The following is a 16203-nucleotide window of genomic DNA, read 5'->3' on the forward strand; positions in this document are numbered from 1 at the left end:
GTTGAAGACCAATACGTGATACTGGGAGAGCGTTATAGTCGCTGCATTGAACAGGGAATTGAGTCAATACAGTGGATAGATCAACGAACGGTTTGTCGATACGCACCCTCTCGGCGTTGCCCGGAGAGATCCTGATACTGGAAGCAGAAGCCGTCGCCGAAGGATTCAGGTTTCTCACGCGACTCGTTGCAGAGTGGCACAGCGGCGCCAACCGTTTCGACCAGCCAGGCGAATGTCTTCTGGGCGTTTTCAATAGCGGGCAATTGATCGCCGTTGGCGGTTTGTCCCGTGACCCTTACGCCGGGCCCGACGTTGGCAGGCTGCGCCGGGTGTACGTCGCACGGGCTTCGAGGGAACGGCATGTAGGCAAGGCGTTGGTGGGCCAACTGCTGGAACGCGCTGCGCAGCAGTTTCGTGTTGTGCGCCTGTCTACCGACACCCACGAGGGCGCCGCCTTTTATCTGCGCTGCGGTTTTGAGCCGATACAGGATGAGCATGCAACGCATATAAAGTCGCTATGAACGCACCAGCCCTCACCGCAAGGGCTGGTGCATGGACTTCAGGATTTACATCAACGGAATCGAGTAGTTCACAAACACCCGGTTCTGGTCCTGATCCCGTGCCACGTCGCTGCGGGACATGCCGTTGCGCCAGCCGAACCCGACGTTCTTGAACGTGCCGCTCTGCACCACATAATCCAGCGAAATATCCCGCTCCCACTCGCTGCCATCGTTGCCGCTGGTGGTGAGGATATGGTCGCCCTTGAGGTACATCACCGAGGCCTTCAAGCCGGGTACGCCCAGCGCCGCAAAGTCGTAGGCGTACTGGGCAAAAGCGGTACGCTCACCGGCCTGGATGAAGGTCTGGATGGTTCGGTCGGTGTACAGGTACAGGCTCGGGCCCGCCTCGCCTTTGCCCACCAGGCCGCCCTGGTTGAGTTGGGCGAAGTTGCTGTCGTCGGACACGCGTTGGTAGCCCGCCGTGATCGCATGGGGCCCCAGGGAATAGATGAACGCGGCGCTCCAGGTGTCGTTATCGATCTCCCCGGTTCCACCCTTGGTATAGCCGCCAAACTTGTAGCCATCGGCACGCCCGGCGGCACTTGCGTTCTTGCCGTCGGAGGTGGTCTTGAAGTAACGCAAGTCGGTTTTCAGCGAGCCGTAGTCGCCCATGGGCAATACGTGCACCAGGCCGGCGAAGTGCTGCTGGTAATAGTCTTCAAGGTTGGCGTAGTAGTACTGCACCAAGAGGTTCTTGGTCAGGTTGTAGTCGGCGCCGCCGTAGGTGAACTTGTTGCTTTCCTGGGTCGCGCCGGCCACCGCCAGGCCGCTGGCGTCGCTGGAACCGCGGCCCGTCGTATGCTCAAGCTGGCCGCCAATCAGGGTCAGGTTGTCGATGTCGTTGCTGGTGACTTGCCCGCCTTCAAACGACTGCGGCAACAGCCGGCCGTCGTTGCTCACCAGGATCGGCAGGTTCGGGCGCAAGTAGCCGTAGCGCAGTTCGGTCTTGGCAAAGCGCGCCTTCGCGGTCACGCCGCCACGGGTCCAATCGTCGGCGGCCTTGCCATCATCGGTGGGGATCATCGAGCTGCCGACATGCTTCGCCGCGCTGCTGTCGAGGGTCACGCCGAGCATGCCGATGGCGTCCAGGCCAAAGCCGAGGGTGCCGTCGGTGAAGCCCGACTGGTAGTTGAGGATGAACGCCTGGCCCCACTCTTCGGTCTTCGACGGTGCAGCGGCGCCGTCGCGGTTGTCGTTGTTGAAGTAGAAGTTACGCATGCTCAAGTTGGCTTTGCTGTCCCCCAGGAAATCAGCAGAAGCCAAGGGGCTCAGGGCCATGCCCAGGCCGCCGGTCAATACGCTTAATACAGGTAGTGTGGCTTTCATCAGGACGAACTCCGGCGCGCAATCACTGTTGCGGGCGCATAAAAAAGGCAGCAGGAAGCACTCGGCCAAACTTCGGTTGGCCGGTGCGTTAACAACGGTTCAGAAGTGCTTGGGTATTAAGTTGGGCGAGATGGACCTCCGGGAAACTTCAGTCAATCAATCCATGAGCGTCATAAAACGGGTACGGCCCCGGGTAGTCCCCGAATACGCCGTTGTGGCTGACCAACCCTTGCTGTTCATCCCAGCGGTGCAAGAGGTAACCCGCCGGTTCCAGGTTGAAATGCGCTGGAGCAGCCTCCTGTAGATCCAGCACGATTTGATGGGACGTGCCCGGGCATACGCAGCTCACACTGCCGCCGAAACGGCGCTGCATCGGCCGGTGCAAATGCCCGCACAACAGGCGTTCCACCTGGGGGTGACGAGCGATGACCTTTTCCAGCGCAGCGGCGTTGATGAACGGCTCGCGGTCCATATGGCCGATGCCGCTGATAAACGGCGGGTGATGCAAGATCAGCAGGGTCGGCACGTTCGGTTGCAGCGCCAGTTGCTCATCAAGCCACTGCAATTGGCTGTCCAGCAGCTGGCCGCCATGGGCATCGGGAATCGTCGAATCCAGGCCGATCAGCCGCACCGGATAGTCGTCCACCACCCAATCCAGCGGGCCATCGGCGCTCGCCGGCAAATAGCGGTGATCACCAAAGGCGTCGAGCAAATGCTGGCGGTTATCGTGATTGCCCGGCACCAGGTAGCAAGGCATCTGCAAACGGGCCAGTTCGGGGTGCAGCACGGCGTATTCATCGGCGCGACCGAAGTCCACCAGGTCGCCGCTGATCACCACGATATCGGGCCGTGGGTAACTGGCGTTCAGGTGGTCGACGGCACGGCGCAATGCACCGAGGGTGTCGACCACGCCGTAAGTCAGGCGCTGGCCGGCTTTAAGGTGCAGATCGCTGATCTGCGCAACAAGAAACGGACGGTTCAAAATAGGCTCTCTGAAGTCAGGCATGCAGGGTGAACAGCTTGTGCGGGGCGATGGCCAGGGCAATCGGCGCGCCGACGGCATGAAGCTGGTTGTCGCTGCTGTCCACCAGCAACGGTTGCGGGCCACCGACATCCACCAGCAGGCGGCTTTGGGCGCCCTGGAAAAACTGCGCCAGCAAATGCCCGTGCAGGTGCCCTTCGCTCTCCATCACCCGCAGGTGCTCGGGGCGGCAGTACACGGTGGCCGGCAGATGGGCTTCGTGCCACGGCAGTTCGCCGCCGCACACTTTCAAGCCATGGGCCGTGCGATCAACCACCGAAAAGGCATTCAGGTTGCCCACAAAGCCTGCAACAAACGCGTTGGCCGGCTGCTGGTAGATCTCCCGCGGGCTGGCCAGTTGCGCGATACGCCCCTGCTCCATCACGAGGATGCGATCTCCCAGGGCCATGGCTTCGCCCTGATCGTGGGTGACGAACACCGAGGTGATGCCGAGGCCGCGCAATAGCTGATCCAGCTCACTGCGCAGGCGTTCACGCAACTGTGCATCGAGGGCGGCCAACGGCTCATCCAGCAACAGCACTTTGGGTCGAGGCGCCAAGGCGCGGGCCAGTGCCACACGCTGACGCTGACCGCCGGACAGTTCATGGATGCTGCGCTTGCCGTGGTTCTGCAGGCCCACCAACTCCAGCAGTTCGTCACAGCGCTTGTTGCGCTCTGCCGGCGCGACGCCGCGAATTTTCAGGCCGTAGACGATATTGCCGGCCACATCCAGGTTGGGGAACAAGGCGTAATTCTGGAACACCATGCCCACATCACGCCGCTCGATGGGCAGGCGGGTGACGTCGGTATCACCGAAAAAAACCTGGCCTGCATCGGGACGCTCAAGGCCGGCGATCAAGCGCAAGGTGGTGGTTTTGCCGCAACCGGACGGGCCCAGAATGGCCAGGGTTTCGCCGCCCTCGATGGTCAGGTCGAGGTTCTGCACGGCAACGGTGCCGTCGGCGAATGCCTTGCGGCAACCCTTCAGGCGAATGGTGATAGCGGTCATCGACGCTCTCCACGGGACAGACGAGCGCTGATGGCCTGCAACGCAATCAGCAGCGGCACGATCATCAGCAAAAAGATAAGGGTGTAGGCGCTGGCGATTTCCAGGCGGGCCGAGGCGTAGCTGTCGGCAAGGCCGACGGGCAAGGTCTTGGTCATCGGCGTATGGAGCATCCAGGTCAGGTTGAACTCCCCCAGGGACAGGGTCACGACCATCAGCACCCCGGCGAGAATCCCCGCCCGGCAATTGGGCACTACCACGCTGAAGAAGCGTCGCAGGGGACCGGCTCCCAGGCTCGCAGCGGCCTCTTCCAGCACCGGCAACTGCTGGCGTTGCATCACCGCCATCACCGGGCGCACCAGGAACGGCAAGGTGAACAACACGTGCCCCACCAGGATGAACAACCAGCTGCTGCGAAACCCACCGAACTGGCCGTAGGTCAGCAACAACGCCAGGGCACTGGCCAGACCGGGCATGGCCACCGGCAGCACCATCAATTCCTCGAAGGCGCGGCTGAAGCGGTTGTTCATGCGCACCAGGGCGTACGCCGCCGGCACGCCGATCACACAGACGCACACCGCGCAGGCCAGGGCCAGTTGCAGCGAGAGCCAGACCGTCGGCGAGTAGGCCTGCCAGACCTGAATCAACCAGTCGAACGTCAGGCCGCTGGACAGGCCGACGAAGAAGTTGCGCGTCAGCCCCGCCAGCAATGACATCAACACCGGCACCAACATGAAGGCGCAGACCAGCAAGGTAAACAGCAACTGGATGACAAACAGCGATGAGCGCTTCACAGGACAGTCCCCGCGTTTTTCACCAGGCGCCGCGTCAGCAACAACACGGCCCAGGTCACCGCGCCGAGCACCACGGAGAGTGCCGCGGCTACCGCAAAGTTGGCGTAGTTGGTGAACACGTTATAGATAGCGACGGGCGTCACGTTCAGCCGCGTGCCCAGGGTGAACGCCGTGCCGAAGGCGCCCATGGACGTGGCAAAACAGATCGCCCCGCAGGAGGCCAACGCCGGCGCCAGGCCCGGCACGATCACGTCGCACACCACCCGCCAATGCCCGGCCCCCAGTGAATGGGCCGCTTCCTCCAGGCTGCGATCGAGGCTTTCACAGGCCGCCATCACCGTGAGGATCACCCGTGGAATCGAGAAGTACAGGTAGCCGACAAACAACCCTGCCAATGAATAGGCAAAGATCCAGCGTTCACCGGCCAACTGAAGCCCGAGTGCGGCAAACAAGCCTTGTCGACCCGCCAGCAGGATCACCAGGAAGCCCACCACCACACCGGGGAACGCCAAGGGAAACGTCAACAACGCCACCAGCGCCGAACGCCCGAAGAATTGCTGGCGGGCGAGAAACACACCGGCGATGCCGCCCACCAGCAGCGCCGCCAACGTCACCAGCACCGCGAGCACGCAGGTTTGCGCCAGGCTGCCCAGGTATTGCGCGCTGCTCAGGACCTGCCAGTAACCGCTGCCGTGGCTGTCGCGGCGTTCACCGCCCAGCACCATCAGGTGCGCCAACGGCAACAACCAGAACGCGAGCAGCACCGCAAACGCCGGGGCCAGCGCCCAGGCGGGATTTGGCCGCAAGAGTGCCTTCACTTACTTGACCTCACTCAGGTAACGCGCGGCGAAGGCTTCCTGCACAGCGGCCATTTTTTGGTAATCCACTACGCCGGCCCGGGCGTAGTCGCTGTCCGGCAGAAACTGCGCGGCGACGTCCGCCGGCATCTTCACGGGCCGGACCGGGCGCAGGTAGGCCTTGGCCCAGAGCGCCTGGCCCGCATCGGACAGGACGAAGTCCAGGACCTTTTCACCGTTGGCACGATGGGGTGCGTTCGCCACCAGGCTCATCACGTACGGCACGCTGATGCTGCCTTCCTTGGGAATCACGAAGGCGACGTTGGCGTTGTCCTTGTAGCGGGCGCGGTAGGCGTTGAAGTCGTAGTCCACCAGGATCGGCAACTCGCCGGAGAGCACCCGCGCATAGGCGGTTTGCTTGGGCACGATGGGGGCGTTTTTCGCCAGCTTCTGGAAGTAGTCGATGGCCGGGGCGAAGTTATCGAGGTCGCCGCCCAGGGCGCGGTTGATCGCCACCGCCGAGACGTAGCCGACAAAAGCGCTGGACGGGTCGAGGTAACCCACCATGCCTTTGTACTCAGGCTTGAGCAGGTCGGCCCAGCTTTGCGGCACCGGCAGCCCGCCCAGGGCATCAACGTTGACCATGATGCCCAGGGTGCCGGAGTGAATCGCGAACCACTGGCCGTCCGGGTCTTTCAGGCCGGCGGGAATCTGCTCCCAGCCTTTGGGTTTGTAGCCCTCCACCACCCCGGCCTTCTGCGCTTGCAGGCCGAACGTCACGCCGTAGTAGACGACATCGGCCACCGGCGCGGCTTTCTCGGCCACCAACTGCGCCAGGGACTGGCCGGAGTTCTTGTTATCCAGCGGCACCTGCACGCCGGTGGTCGCTGCGATGGCCTTGAGTTGCGTGCCCCAGTCCGCCCAGTCTGGCGGGCAGTTGTAGCAAATCGCGGTGTCCGCAGCCTGGGCCAGGCTGGCCGTGCCGCACAGCAGCAATGCCGCCAGGGTTTTACTGAGCATGCTCATCAAGCGTCTCCTTTATGGGGTTGGGTACTTTCGCCCGGCCGGACATGGCACGGCAGGCAGTGGGAAGTCGGCGCGTTGCCGGCGATTTGCGCCAGCAGTTGGTCGATCACGGTGCTGGCCAACAGCGCGATGGGCTGCACCACGCTGCACAGCGTCGGGTGCATCTGGGTGCCCAGGGAAATACCGTCAAACCCCATCACCGAAAGTTGTTCGGGCACGTTCCAGGCGTGGCGACGCAGTTCGGCGATCAGGCTGATGGCGAGAAAATCGTTGGAGCAGACCAGCGCTGTGGGGGCCTGCGGGCCTTGCAGGAAGGGTTCGATGGCGGTGAATTCGGCCTGGGTATGGGCCGGCATCTCAATCACTGGCTGACTATCGAGACCGTACTCGCCCATGGCATCGCAATACCCGGCATAACGCAGGCGGGCGCGGTCGGACTGCAACGCGGGGCCGGCGACCATGGCGATCCGCCGATGGCCCGCTTCCAGCAGATAACGGGTAGCGAGGGCCATGCCGGCGCGGTTGTCCACCGAGACGGCGCTGTAGTTGGGGTTATCGGGTTGGTGGTAGGCCAGCACGAACGGCGTTTCTTCCGTGGCCAGGCTGTGGAGCACGCTGTTGCTTTCGGCGTCGGTGACGGTCAGCACCAAACCATCGACACGCTGGCGCAGCAGCTCTTCCACCACACTGCTTTCGCGCTCGGCGCTGTAGTCGGTGGTGGCCAGCAACAGGTTATAGCCACGCAGCCGTGCGGCGCGCTCCATGGCCTGGAACTGCTCGGCGAACACCGGGTTCAGCAGGTTGGGCACCACCACGCCGATCAGGTTGGTGGTTTGCAGGCGCAGTTGGCGGCCCAGCAGGTTGGGCCTGAAGCCCAGCTCCCGGGCGGCGGCGAATACCTGTTCACGGGTGGCCGGGCGCACTTGTTCCGGGGAGGCAAAGGTGCGGGCGGCGGTGGCGCGGGATACGCCGGCCAACCGCGCTACGTCTTTCAAATCAGTCATTGTCACTCGCTTGAGATCGATCTCATTGGCGAGGACAGTAACGGGGGAATGTGGCAGTCAGGCGATGGGGAGATGACGGTTTGATGTCAGTGTGGGAGCTGTCGAGTTTGATCGTTCCCACGCTCTGCGTGGGAATGCATCCCGTGACGCTCCGCGTCACCACTGCGCAAGACTTGAACCTTGCAGCACCCGATGGACGCAGAGCGTCCGAGGCGGCATTCCCACGCAGAGCGTGGGAACGATCACAGATGCAGCGTCCATTCTCACCTCTCGTCGCCGAAGCCGTGGTCCGTTATCAAAGCGGCTCATCATACCTACGGGCTGTCATATTCACAGGCCAGCTTATAACCGGGCCAGCAAATTCCGCTGACTAACCTTTCGATCTGTCCCAAGTGCGGGCACAATGCGTGTCCTTTTTTGGCAGGCACCGCCGCAGGCTCTGAAAATGATCAAAACGCCGTACTACCTCATCGACAAACAGAAGCTTCTGGTCAACATGCAGAAGATCGCCTACGTGCGCGAACAGTCCGGCGCCAAGGCTTTGCTGGCCCTCAAGTGTTTCGCCACCTGGTCGGTGTTCGACCTGATGCAGGAATACATGGACGGCACCACCTCGTCGTCGTTGTACGAGCTGAAGCTGGGTCGCCAGAAGTTCGAAGGTGAAGCTCACGCCTACAGCGTGGCCTGGGCCGACGATGAAATCGAAGAGATGCTGGATAACTGCGACAAGATCATCTTCAACTCCATCAGCCAGCTGCAGCGCTTTGCCGAGCGCAGCGAAGGCAAGACCCGCGGCCTGCGCGTCAACCCGCAGGTGAGCAGCTCCGACTACCTGCTGGCCGACCCGGCGCGCCCGTTCAGCCGTTTGGGCGAGTGGGACCCGGTGAAGATCGAAGGTGTGATCGAGCAGATCTCCGGTTTCATGTTCCACAACAACTGCGAGAACGGTGACTTCAACCTGTTCGACCAGATGCTCAACACCATCGAAGAACGCTTCGGCGCGCTGCTGCACAAGGTCAACTGGGTCAGCCTCGGCGGCGGCATCCACTTTACCGGTGAAGGCTATGCCATCGACGCCTTCTGCCAGCGCCTCAAGGCGTTCTCGCAGAAGTACGACGTGCAGGTGTACCTGGAGCCCGGCGAAGCGGCGATCACCCACAGCGCCTCCCTGGAAGTGACCGTGCTCGACACCCTCTACAACGGCAAGAACCTCGCCGTGGTAGACAGCTCCATCGAAGCCCACCTGCTGGACCTGCTGATCTATCGCCTGAACGCCAAGCTGGCGCCAAGCAATGGTGAACACACCTACATGGTGTGCGGCAAGTCGTGCCTGGCCGGGGACATCTTCGGTGAGTACCAATTTGATCAGCCGCTGGCCATCGGCGATCGACTGTCGTTCATCGACACGGCAGGCTACACCATGGTCAAGAAAAACTGGTTCAACGGCCTGAAAATGCCGTCCATCGTAGTGAAACAACTCGACGGTACAGTCGAAGTGGTTCGTGAATTTGGTTACGACGACTACCTGTCCAGCCTTTCGTAAAGCGGACAGATAAAGGAGAGATAAAGCAATTGAAAAAGAACGTTCTTATCATTGGTGCAGGAGGTGTCGCCAAGGTGGTGGCCCACAAGTGCGCGCAGCACAACGACGAACTCGGTCGTATTGCTATCGCGTCGCGCAACATCTCCAAATGCCAGGCCATCATCGACAGCGTCAAGGCCAAGGGTAGCCTCAAGGTACCCGCCCAGATTCAAGCCTTTGCGCTGAACGCTTTGGACGTGGAAGCGACCAAGGCACTGATCCGCGAAACCGAATCGCAGATCGTCATCAACGTCGGTTCCGCGTTCCTCAACATGTCGGTACTGCGTGCCTGCATCGACACGGGCGTGGCGTACCTCGACACCGCCATCCACGAAGAGCCGGGCAAGGTCTGCGAGACCCCGCCGTGGTACGGCAACTACGAATGGAACCACCTGGAAGAGTGCAAACAGAAGAACATCACGGCCATTCTCGGCGTGGGCTTCGACCCGGGTGTCGTCAACGCGTATGCCGCGCTGGCGCAGCAAAAGCATTTCGACCGCATTGATTCGATCGACATTCTCGACGTCAATGCCGGCTCCCATGGCAAATACTTCGCCACCAATTTCGACCCGGAAATCAACTTCCGCGAATTCACCGGACAGGTGTGGAGCTGGCAGAACAGCCAGTGGACCAGCAACACCATGTTCGAAGTCAAACGTACCGACGACCTGCCTGTGGTTGGTTCGCAGAACCTGTACCTGACCGGCCACGATGAAGTGCACTCGCTGTCGAAAAACCTCGACGTGCCCAATGTGCGTTTCTGGATGAGCTTCGGCGAACACTACATCAACGTGTTCACCGTGCTGAAAAACCTCGGCCTGCTCTCCGAAAAACCGGTCACCACCGCCGAAGGCCTGGAAGTCGTGCCGCTGAAACTGGTCAAGGCCGTGCTGCCCGACCCGTCGTCGCTGGCACCGGGCTACACCGGCAAGACCTGCATCGGCGACCTGGTCAAGGGCACCAAGGATGGCCAGCCACGCGAGCTGTTCATCTACAACGTGGCCTGCCACGAAGAAGCCTTCGCCGAAACCGACAGCCAGGGCATCTCCTACACCGCTGGCGTGCCACCTGTGGCCGCAGCGCTGCTGGTTGCCCGTGGCGAGTGGGACGTGAAGCACATGGCCAACGTCGAGGAACTGCCGGCTGAGCCGTTCCTGAAAGCGCTGGACGTGATGGGCTTGCCGACTCGGATCAAAGACGAGAACGGTGACCGTGCCTGGGATGCAATTGCCTGATAGGCGATCGTTGACCGAACAAAAAAATGCGCCCGAAGGGGCGCATTTTTTGTTGGGGCCAACCCAAACCTCAAACACAATGAAAATCAAATGTGGGAGCTGGCTTGCCTGCGATAGCGGTGGGTCAGAACCGCATGGGCTAACGGAACCACCGCTATCGCAGGCAAGCCAGCTCCCACACTGACCGTGTTGTTTGTTCGATAGTTTATCTATTCAAGGTTGCGCGCCGAATTGCTCAACGCCCTTGAACACTGCAACAACGCCGGCGCCAACTGCTTCTCCGCATCCGCCCGGCTCCACCGACTGGTGGGCGCCACCACATGCACCGCCGCCACCGGCCGGCCATTCGCCCCCAGCACCGGCGCGCCGATGGTCATGTCGCCCAGGAACAGTTCCTGGCCATTCACCGCATAACCCTGCTCGCGCACCTGCTGCAACGACGCCATGATCCTGTCGACCTCAGTCAATGTCTGGCTGGTATGGGCCACCCGCTGGCTGTTCTCAATCAACACCAACGCCTCATCCTGCGGCAACGCACTCAAATACGCCCGCCCCGACGCCGTGCAGTACATCGGCACCCGCGAGCCAATCGGCATGTGCACCGGCACAAAGCCCGCGCTGACAAACCGCGCGATATAGGTCATGTCGTAACCCGCAGGCTCGGTCAGGCAGGAGGTTTCTCCGGTCAGGCGGGTCAATTCCGAGAGGAACGGGTTGGCCACCTCAATCAACGAATGCGCATCCAGATAACTGAAGCCCAACTCCAGCACCCGCGGTGTGAGTTGGTAATGGCGCGTGCGCGAGTGTTTCCGAAGGTAACCCAGACTCTCCAGGGTAAACACCATGCGCTGGGCCGAACTTTTGGTCATGCCGGCGGCCTCGGCCACCTCTGCAAGGCTCATGCTGCGGCGCTGTGCGCTGAATGCCTTGAGCACCGACAGGCCTTTTTCCAGGGATTGGTTGTGCAAGCTGTTGCGTTCTTCAGACATGGCGAACTCGCGGTCAGGTCGATCAAGCGTGGCGATATTTCTACACCAAATGGCCAAATTCGACTACTTAAAATCGCATATCGATACGAATGGTTCATTTTGTCGATTTTCTATACCGTAAAACGATTTTATTGAATCGAAATGGCACAAAGCTTGCGGTTTGCTCTGTAACCGCTCGCGGTACTGACGATCCGTTTTCCTTCTGGAGTAACCCGATGAACAGTCTTTCGCCCTTGTTTCGCCGCCTCGCCTTCGGTCTCTGCGCTACCTTTTGCGTGGCAAGCGTGCACGCCGCCGGTGCGGCCTCGTACAAAGTCGGTGCAACGGCCAGCGGTTCGCCGTTCACCTTCCTCGATATCAAGAGCAACAGCATCCAGGGCGTGATGGTCGACGTCGCCAATGCTGTGGGCAAGGCCGGTGGCTTCACCAGTGAAATCGAGCAGACCAACTTTGCCGCGCTGATCCCGTCACTGACCTCCGGCAAGCTCGACTTCATCGCCGCCGGCATGCTCAAGACCCCAGAGCGCGCCCAGGTGGTGGACTTCAGCGCACCGGTGTACGCCTACGGCGAAGGCCTGATCGTGAGTGCGGACGACAACGCGACCTATGCCGACCTCAGTTCCTTGAAGGACCAAGTGGTCGGCGTACAAGCCGGCACGATCTTCTACGACATGCTCAACAAGCTGGGGATCTTCAAGGAAATCCGCACCTACGACTCCATCGGCGAAATGGTCCGCGACCTGAGCCTGGGCCGCATCAAGGCCGCGGTGGGTGACCATCCGGTGGTGGCCTACCAGATCCGCCAAAAACTGTTCAAAGGCGTGAAGCTTGCCGCCGACTACAAGCCGGTCAACGTCGGTGAGGTATGCCTGGTGGTGCGCAAGGGCGACAGCGAAACCCTCGCCCGCCTGAACCAGGCCATCGCCAGCATCAAGGCCGACGGCACCCTGGAGGCGATCCTCAAGAAGTGGGGGCTTGATGCCCAGGTGCAGCCATGAACCCGGCTGAATTCCTGCAAAACGCCCGGGACTTCCTGCCGATCCTGCTGCAGGGCGCCTGGGTGACGATTCAGATCACCGTGTTGTCGTTCCTGCTCAGCAGCGCGATTGGCCTGGTGCTGGCGTTGCTCAAGCTGTCGCCGATCCGTGCGCTGTCGTGGGCAGCGAGCACCGTGATCAATGTGATTCGCGGCCTGCCGATCATCGTGCAGCTGTTCTACATCTACTTCGTGTTGCCGGACATGGGCGTGCACCTCAGCGCGTTCCAGGCGGGCGTGATCGGCATGGGCATCGCCTACTCGGCGTACCAGGCAGAAAACTTCCGTACCGGCATCATTGCCGTGGAGCAAGGCCAGCGTGAAGCCGCCGAAGCCCTGGGCATGCGCTCGGTGCTGATGATGCGCCGGGTGATCCTGCCCCAGGCCTTTCGCATCGCGCTGCCGCCCTATGGCAACACCCTGGTGATGATGCTCAAGGACTCGTCCCTGGTATCGACCATCACCGTGGCCGAGATGACGCGCCAGGGGCAACTGATCGCCTCGTCCACCTTCCAGAACATGACCGTCTACACCCTGGTCGCCCTGCTCTACCTGCTGATGAGCCTGCCGCTGGTGTATGGCCTGCGCCGCATGGAACAGCACCTGGGCCGGAGGAAAAAAGCATGATCGAGATTCGCCAACTGCAAAAACACTACGGCACCCATCGTGTGCTGCACGGCGTCGACCTGGACGTGGCCAAGGGCGAAGTGGTGTGCCTGATCGGTCCGTCCGGCTCGGGCAAATCCACCTTGTTGCGCTGCATCAACGCCCTGGAAGCCTACGACGGTGGCACCATCCGCGTATTCGGCGAGACCGTGCAACGTGGCAACAAGACCGTGCACGCCCTGCGTAGCCGCATGGGCATGGTGTTCCAGCGCTTCAACCTGTTCCCCCATCGCACCGTGCTGGAAAACGTGATGGAAGGCCCGGTGTACGTCAAAGGCGAACCGCTGAAACAGGCCCGGGAGGAGGCCTTGGCGTTGCTGGATAAAGTCGGCCTGTCGGCCAAGGCCGATGCCTACCCGGAACAACTCTCCGGCGGCCAGCAACAGCGGGTGGCCATCGCCCGCGCACTGGCGATGAAGCCCGACGCCATGCTGTTCGACGAGCCCACCTCGGCCCTCGACCCGGAGCTGGTGGGCGACGTGCTGGAGGTGATGCGCACCCTGGCCGATGAGGGCATGACCATGATTGTGGTGACCCACGAAATGGGCTTTGCCCGAGAAGTGGCCGACCGCGTGTGCTTTCTGCACGGCGGCTACATCGTCGAGAGCGGGCCGGCCGAGCAGGTGCTGGGCAACCCGCAACAGCCGCGCACCCAGGACTTCCTGCGCCGCGTGCTGCATCCCACCGCCAACACCCGGAGCCTGTCATGAAGTCACTCTGGGCGGCGACGGCGCCCGCTGCACCGCCAACACCCGCGCTGGCTGAGTCGTTGAAGGTGGACGTGGCCATCGTCGGCGCCGGGTATACCGGTTTGTCCACGGCCCTGCACCTGGCGGAACGTGGCGTGAGCGTGTGCGTGCTGGAAGCCAACGAACCCGGCTGGGGCGCGTCCGGGCGCAATGGCGGGCAGGTCAACCCAACGCTCAAATACGACCCGGATCAACTGGTGCAGAGGTACGGTGCCGAGCGCGCCGAGCCGCTGATCAACACCGTGTCCAACTCGGCAGACCTGGTGTTCAACCTGATCGAACGCCATGGCATCGACTGCGCCCCCACGCGCAAAGGCTGGATGCAGGTTTCCTATTCCGAAAAAGGCGTGGCGGGCCTGCATGCCCGGGCCGAACAATGGGAGCGTCGCGGGGTGCCGGTGCAGCGCCTCGATGCCCGAGCGGTGTCCGCCCGCATGGGCAGCCAGGCGTTTGCCGGCGGCTGGCTGGACGGTCGCGCCGGTGCCATTCAACCCCTGGCCTATGCGCGCGGCCTGGTGCGTGCAGCCCAGGCGGCGGGCGTACGCATTCACGGGCAAAGCGCGGTGACTGCGATGCAACAGGCGGGGGCTGGCTGGAAGTTGCAGACCGCCAACGGCCCACAGGTGTCGGCGGGCCAAGTGGTACTGGCCACCAACGGCTACAGCGGCGACTTGTGGCCCGGCATGGCCCAGAGCGTGCTCGCGGCCAACAGTTTTATCGTCGCCACCCGGCCCTTGAGCGGGGCTGCGGCAGAAAGCATTTTGCCCGGGCAGGAAACCGTCTCAACCGCCCAACGCCTGCTGCTGTACTTCCGCAAGGATGCCCATGGTCGCCTGCTGATGGGCGGGCGCGGGTTGTTCGAAGACCCCACCGGGCCAGCGGACTTTGCGCACCTGGAACGCTCCCTGGCGTTGTTGTTCCCGCAGTTGGGCAAGCTGGATTTCGAGTACCGCTGGGCAGGACGGATCGCGATCACCCGGGACTTTATGCCCCACGTTCATGAGCCCGCACCCGGCTTGACCCTGGCGCTGGGCTGCAACGGGCGCGGGATTGCGTTGTGTACCAGCCTGGGCCAGCAAGTGGCGGGGCGCTTGTGTGACAGCCGTTCGGATTTTTCTTATCCAGTCACGCCACTGCAGCGACTACCCTTGCATGGATTGCAGCGGTTCTACATCGGCGCGGGCGTGGCGTGGTACAGCTTGCTCGATCGTTTGAATGTGAGCTGAGGACGTGGGGGCGCGCTTGTGTCACGCCCCCAACCCTGTCCGGCAACGATTACTACATCCATCCTTGCGTGTTGACCCAACATGTACGAAAGGAGTTGTCCGTGAACAGTGGAACATCCCCAAACGGTAGGGCAGCACGCCTGGCCATGCTGCTCTATAGCGCCGTCAGCTACGGGATTTTTTTGATCAGCGTGGTGTACTTGATCGGTTTTCTTGGTCGCCTGTTCGTGCCCAAGCATATTGATGACGGCGTCACCCTCGACTGGCCCCTGGCGGCGTTGGCCAACATCGGCCTGATCACCCTGTTTGCCGTCCAGCATTCGGTCATGGCCCGCAAAGGGTTCAAGGCGCGCCTGACCCGGCTCATGCCGACCGCCATTGAGCGCTCCACCTATGTGTTGATCAGCAGCCTGACACTCGTGCTGCTCTTCTGGCTGTGGCGGCCCATTACCGTTTCTGTCTGGACGGTGGAGTCGCCGCTCGCAAGGGCGTTGATAACCGGTGTGTTCTGGATAGGTTGGGCAGTGGTTTTTGTGGCGACATTGCTGATCAGCCATTTCGAGCTGTTCGGCCTCAGGCAGGCGCTTGATAACCTTCGAGGCATTGCGCCGCAAGCCCAACCGTTCAAGACACCGGCGCTGTACAAGATCGTTCGTCACCCGCTTTACCTGGGGTTCCTGATTGCCTTCTGGGCGACCCCGGACATGACCGCGGGGCATCTGCTGTTCGCCCTGGCCTTCACCGCCTACCTCTTCATCGGGGCGCACCTTGAAGAAAAGGACCTGGTGGCACTGTTTGGGGAGACTTACCGGCGCTATCAGAAAGAGGTCGGCATGGTGCTGCCGTGGCGCCGGAAAGGCCAGCCGTGAAGGTCAAAGCTCAGGGAGACGTGCTCGGATTTTTCCGACAACCGTTTCAGGTTGTCGGTCGGACGGGGGCTGATTAACCTTCGCCGTCGCTGCCAATTCAGCGACCGGATTTGACCGTCCGACCAATCAACGACTGCAACGCCCAACACCTATTTCAGGCGTTTTTTTTGTGCCTGAGTTATCGTGTCGCGGCGGCTGTGCGCGGGATACCTTCGGGTATGCCGGGTTCGTTGATAACCGGTCGGTCAACCCGCGTACAGCTGCCACCCTCCTCGTTTGACCGCGAACGGTGGTGGCTCCACTTATCGACGGAGCTA

16 protein-coding genes are annotated in these 16203 nt (G+C 61.8%); 8 read left to right on the forward strand and 8 right to left on the reverse strand.

What is annotated here, in order from left to right; genetic code table 11:
- Positions 1–71 precede the first annotated feature (71 nt).
- On the forward strand, positions 72–521 hold the full coding sequence (locus LIY45_RS09670; RefSeq protein ID WP_226476152.1) for a GNAT family N-acetyltransferase: 450 nt from the start codon (positions 72–74) through the stop codon (positions 519–521).
- Between the two features lie 45 nt (positions 522–566).
- Here LIY45_RS09670 and LIY45_RS09675 read toward each other — a convergent pair whose 3' ends face one another.
- From LIY45_RS09675 to LIY45_RS09705, 7 genes are all read right to left on the reverse strand, one after another.
- Complete coding sequence (locus LIY45_RS09675) at positions 567–1886, reverse strand: OprD family porin (RefSeq protein WP_226476153.1); 1320 nt, start codon at positions 1884–1886, stop codon at positions 567–569.
- A 148-nt stretch (positions 1887–2034) separates the two neighbouring features.
- A complete protein-coding gene (locus LIY45_RS09680) occupies positions 2035–2868 on the reverse strand; it encodes a phosphodiesterase (protein ID WP_226476154.1) in 834 nt (277 codons plus the stop codon).
- Between the two features lie 16 nt (positions 2869–2884).
- Positions 2885–3916: an ABC transporter ATP-binding protein gene (locus LIY45_RS09685; protein WP_226476155.1), complete on the reverse strand. Its 1032-nt coding sequence runs from the start codon at positions 3914–3916 to the stop codon at positions 2885–2887.
- Positions 3913–4707, reverse strand: a complete 795-nt coding sequence (locus tag LIY45_RS09690) for an ABC transporter permease subunit (RefSeq protein ID WP_017475090.1) — start codon at positions 4705–4707, stop codon at positions 3913–3915. Before LIY45_RS09690 ends, LIY45_RS09685 begins: the two co-directional genes overlap by 4 nt.
- Positions 4704–5525, reverse strand: a complete 822-nt coding sequence (locus LIY45_RS09695) for an ABC transporter permease (RefSeq protein ID WP_017475089.1) — start codon at positions 5523–5525, stop codon at positions 4704–4706. Before LIY45_RS09695 ends, LIY45_RS09690 begins: the two co-directional genes overlap by 4 nt.
- A complete protein-coding gene (locus tag LIY45_RS09700) occupies positions 5526–6530 on the reverse strand; it encodes an ABC transporter substrate-binding protein (protein ID WP_226476156.1) in 1005 nt (334 codons plus the stop codon).
- A complete protein-coding gene (locus tag LIY45_RS09705; RefSeq protein ID WP_226476157.1) occupies positions 6530–7534 on the reverse strand; it encodes a LacI family DNA-binding transcriptional regulator in 1005 nt (334 codons plus the stop codon). Before LIY45_RS09705 ends, LIY45_RS09700 begins: the two co-directional genes overlap by 1 nt.
- 445 nt (positions 7535–7979) lie before the next feature.
- Here LIY45_RS09705 and LIY45_RS09710 point away from each other — a divergent pair, with 445 nt between their 5' ends.
- Both LIY45_RS09710 and LIY45_RS09715 read left to right on the forward strand, forming a co-directional pair.
- Positions 7980–9077: a carboxynorspermidine decarboxylase gene (locus tag LIY45_RS09710; RefSeq protein WP_226476158.1), complete on the forward strand. Its 1098-nt coding sequence runs from the start codon at positions 7980–7982 to the stop codon at positions 9075–9077.
- Positions 9078–9106: 29 nt separating this feature from the next.
- Positions 9107–10351, forward strand: coding sequence for a saccharopine dehydrogenase family protein (locus LIY45_RS09715; RefSeq protein WP_017475085.1), 1245 nt, complete (start codon positions 9107–9109; stop codon positions 10349–10351).
- 209 nt (positions 10352–10560) lie between these two features.
- Here the strand turns inward: LIY45_RS09715 and LIY45_RS09720 are convergent, their stop codons facing one another.
- Complete coding sequence (locus LIY45_RS09720) at positions 10561–11340, reverse strand: IclR family transcriptional regulator (RefSeq protein WP_017475084.1); 780 nt, start codon at positions 11338–11340, stop codon at positions 10561–10563.
- 215 nt (positions 11341–11555) lie between these two features.
- Here LIY45_RS09720 and LIY45_RS09725 point away from each other — a divergent pair, with 215 nt between their 5' ends.
- The 5 genes from LIY45_RS09725 to mddA all read left to right on the forward strand — a co-directional run bounded on the left by LIY45_RS09725 (position 11556) and on the right by mddA (position 15886).
- The gene (locus tag LIY45_RS09725; RefSeq protein ID WP_226476159.1) at positions 11556–12338 is read left to right on the forward strand and encodes an ABC transporter substrate-binding protein; all 783 of its coding nucleotides are present in this window, start codon (positions 11556–11558) and stop codon (positions 12336–12338) included.
- Entirely contained in the window at positions 12335–13003 is a 669-nt protein-coding gene (gene ehuD / locus LIY45_RS09730) for an ectoine/hydroxyectoine ABC transporter permease subunit EhuD (RefSeq protein ID WP_017475082.1), read from the forward strand. The genes LIY45_RS09725 and ehuD overlap by 4 nt, the downstream gene beginning before the upstream one ends.
- Positions 13000–13752 (forward strand): amino acid ABC transporter ATP-binding protein, encoded by a 753-nt coding sequence (locus tag LIY45_RS09735; protein WP_226476160.1) that lies wholly within the window; start codon positions 13000–13002, stop codon positions 13750–13752. The genes ehuD and LIY45_RS09735 overlap by 4 nt, the downstream gene beginning before the upstream one ends.
- The gene (locus LIY45_RS09740) at positions 13749–15017 is read left to right on the forward strand and encodes an FAD-binding oxidoreductase (RefSeq protein ID WP_226476161.1); all 1269 of its coding nucleotides are present in this window, start codon (positions 13749–13751) and stop codon (positions 15015–15017) included. Before LIY45_RS09735 ends, LIY45_RS09740 begins: the two co-directional genes overlap by 4 nt.
- A gap of 146 nt (positions 15018–15163) precedes the next feature.
- A complete protein-coding gene (mddA, locus tag LIY45_RS09745) occupies positions 15164–15886 on the forward strand; it encodes a methanethiol S-methyltransferase (protein WP_226476285.1) in 723 nt (240 codons plus the stop codon).
- The last annotated feature ends 317 nt before the right edge of the window (positions 15887–16203 follow it).

The sequence above is a fragment of the Pseudomonas sp. MWU16-30323 genome, from assembly GCF_020515595.1.
In the GTDB taxonomy this organism is placed as follows: domain Bacteria; phylum Pseudomonadota; class Gammaproteobacteria; order Pseudomonadales; family Pseudomonadaceae; genus Aquipseudomonas; species Aquipseudomonas yamanorum.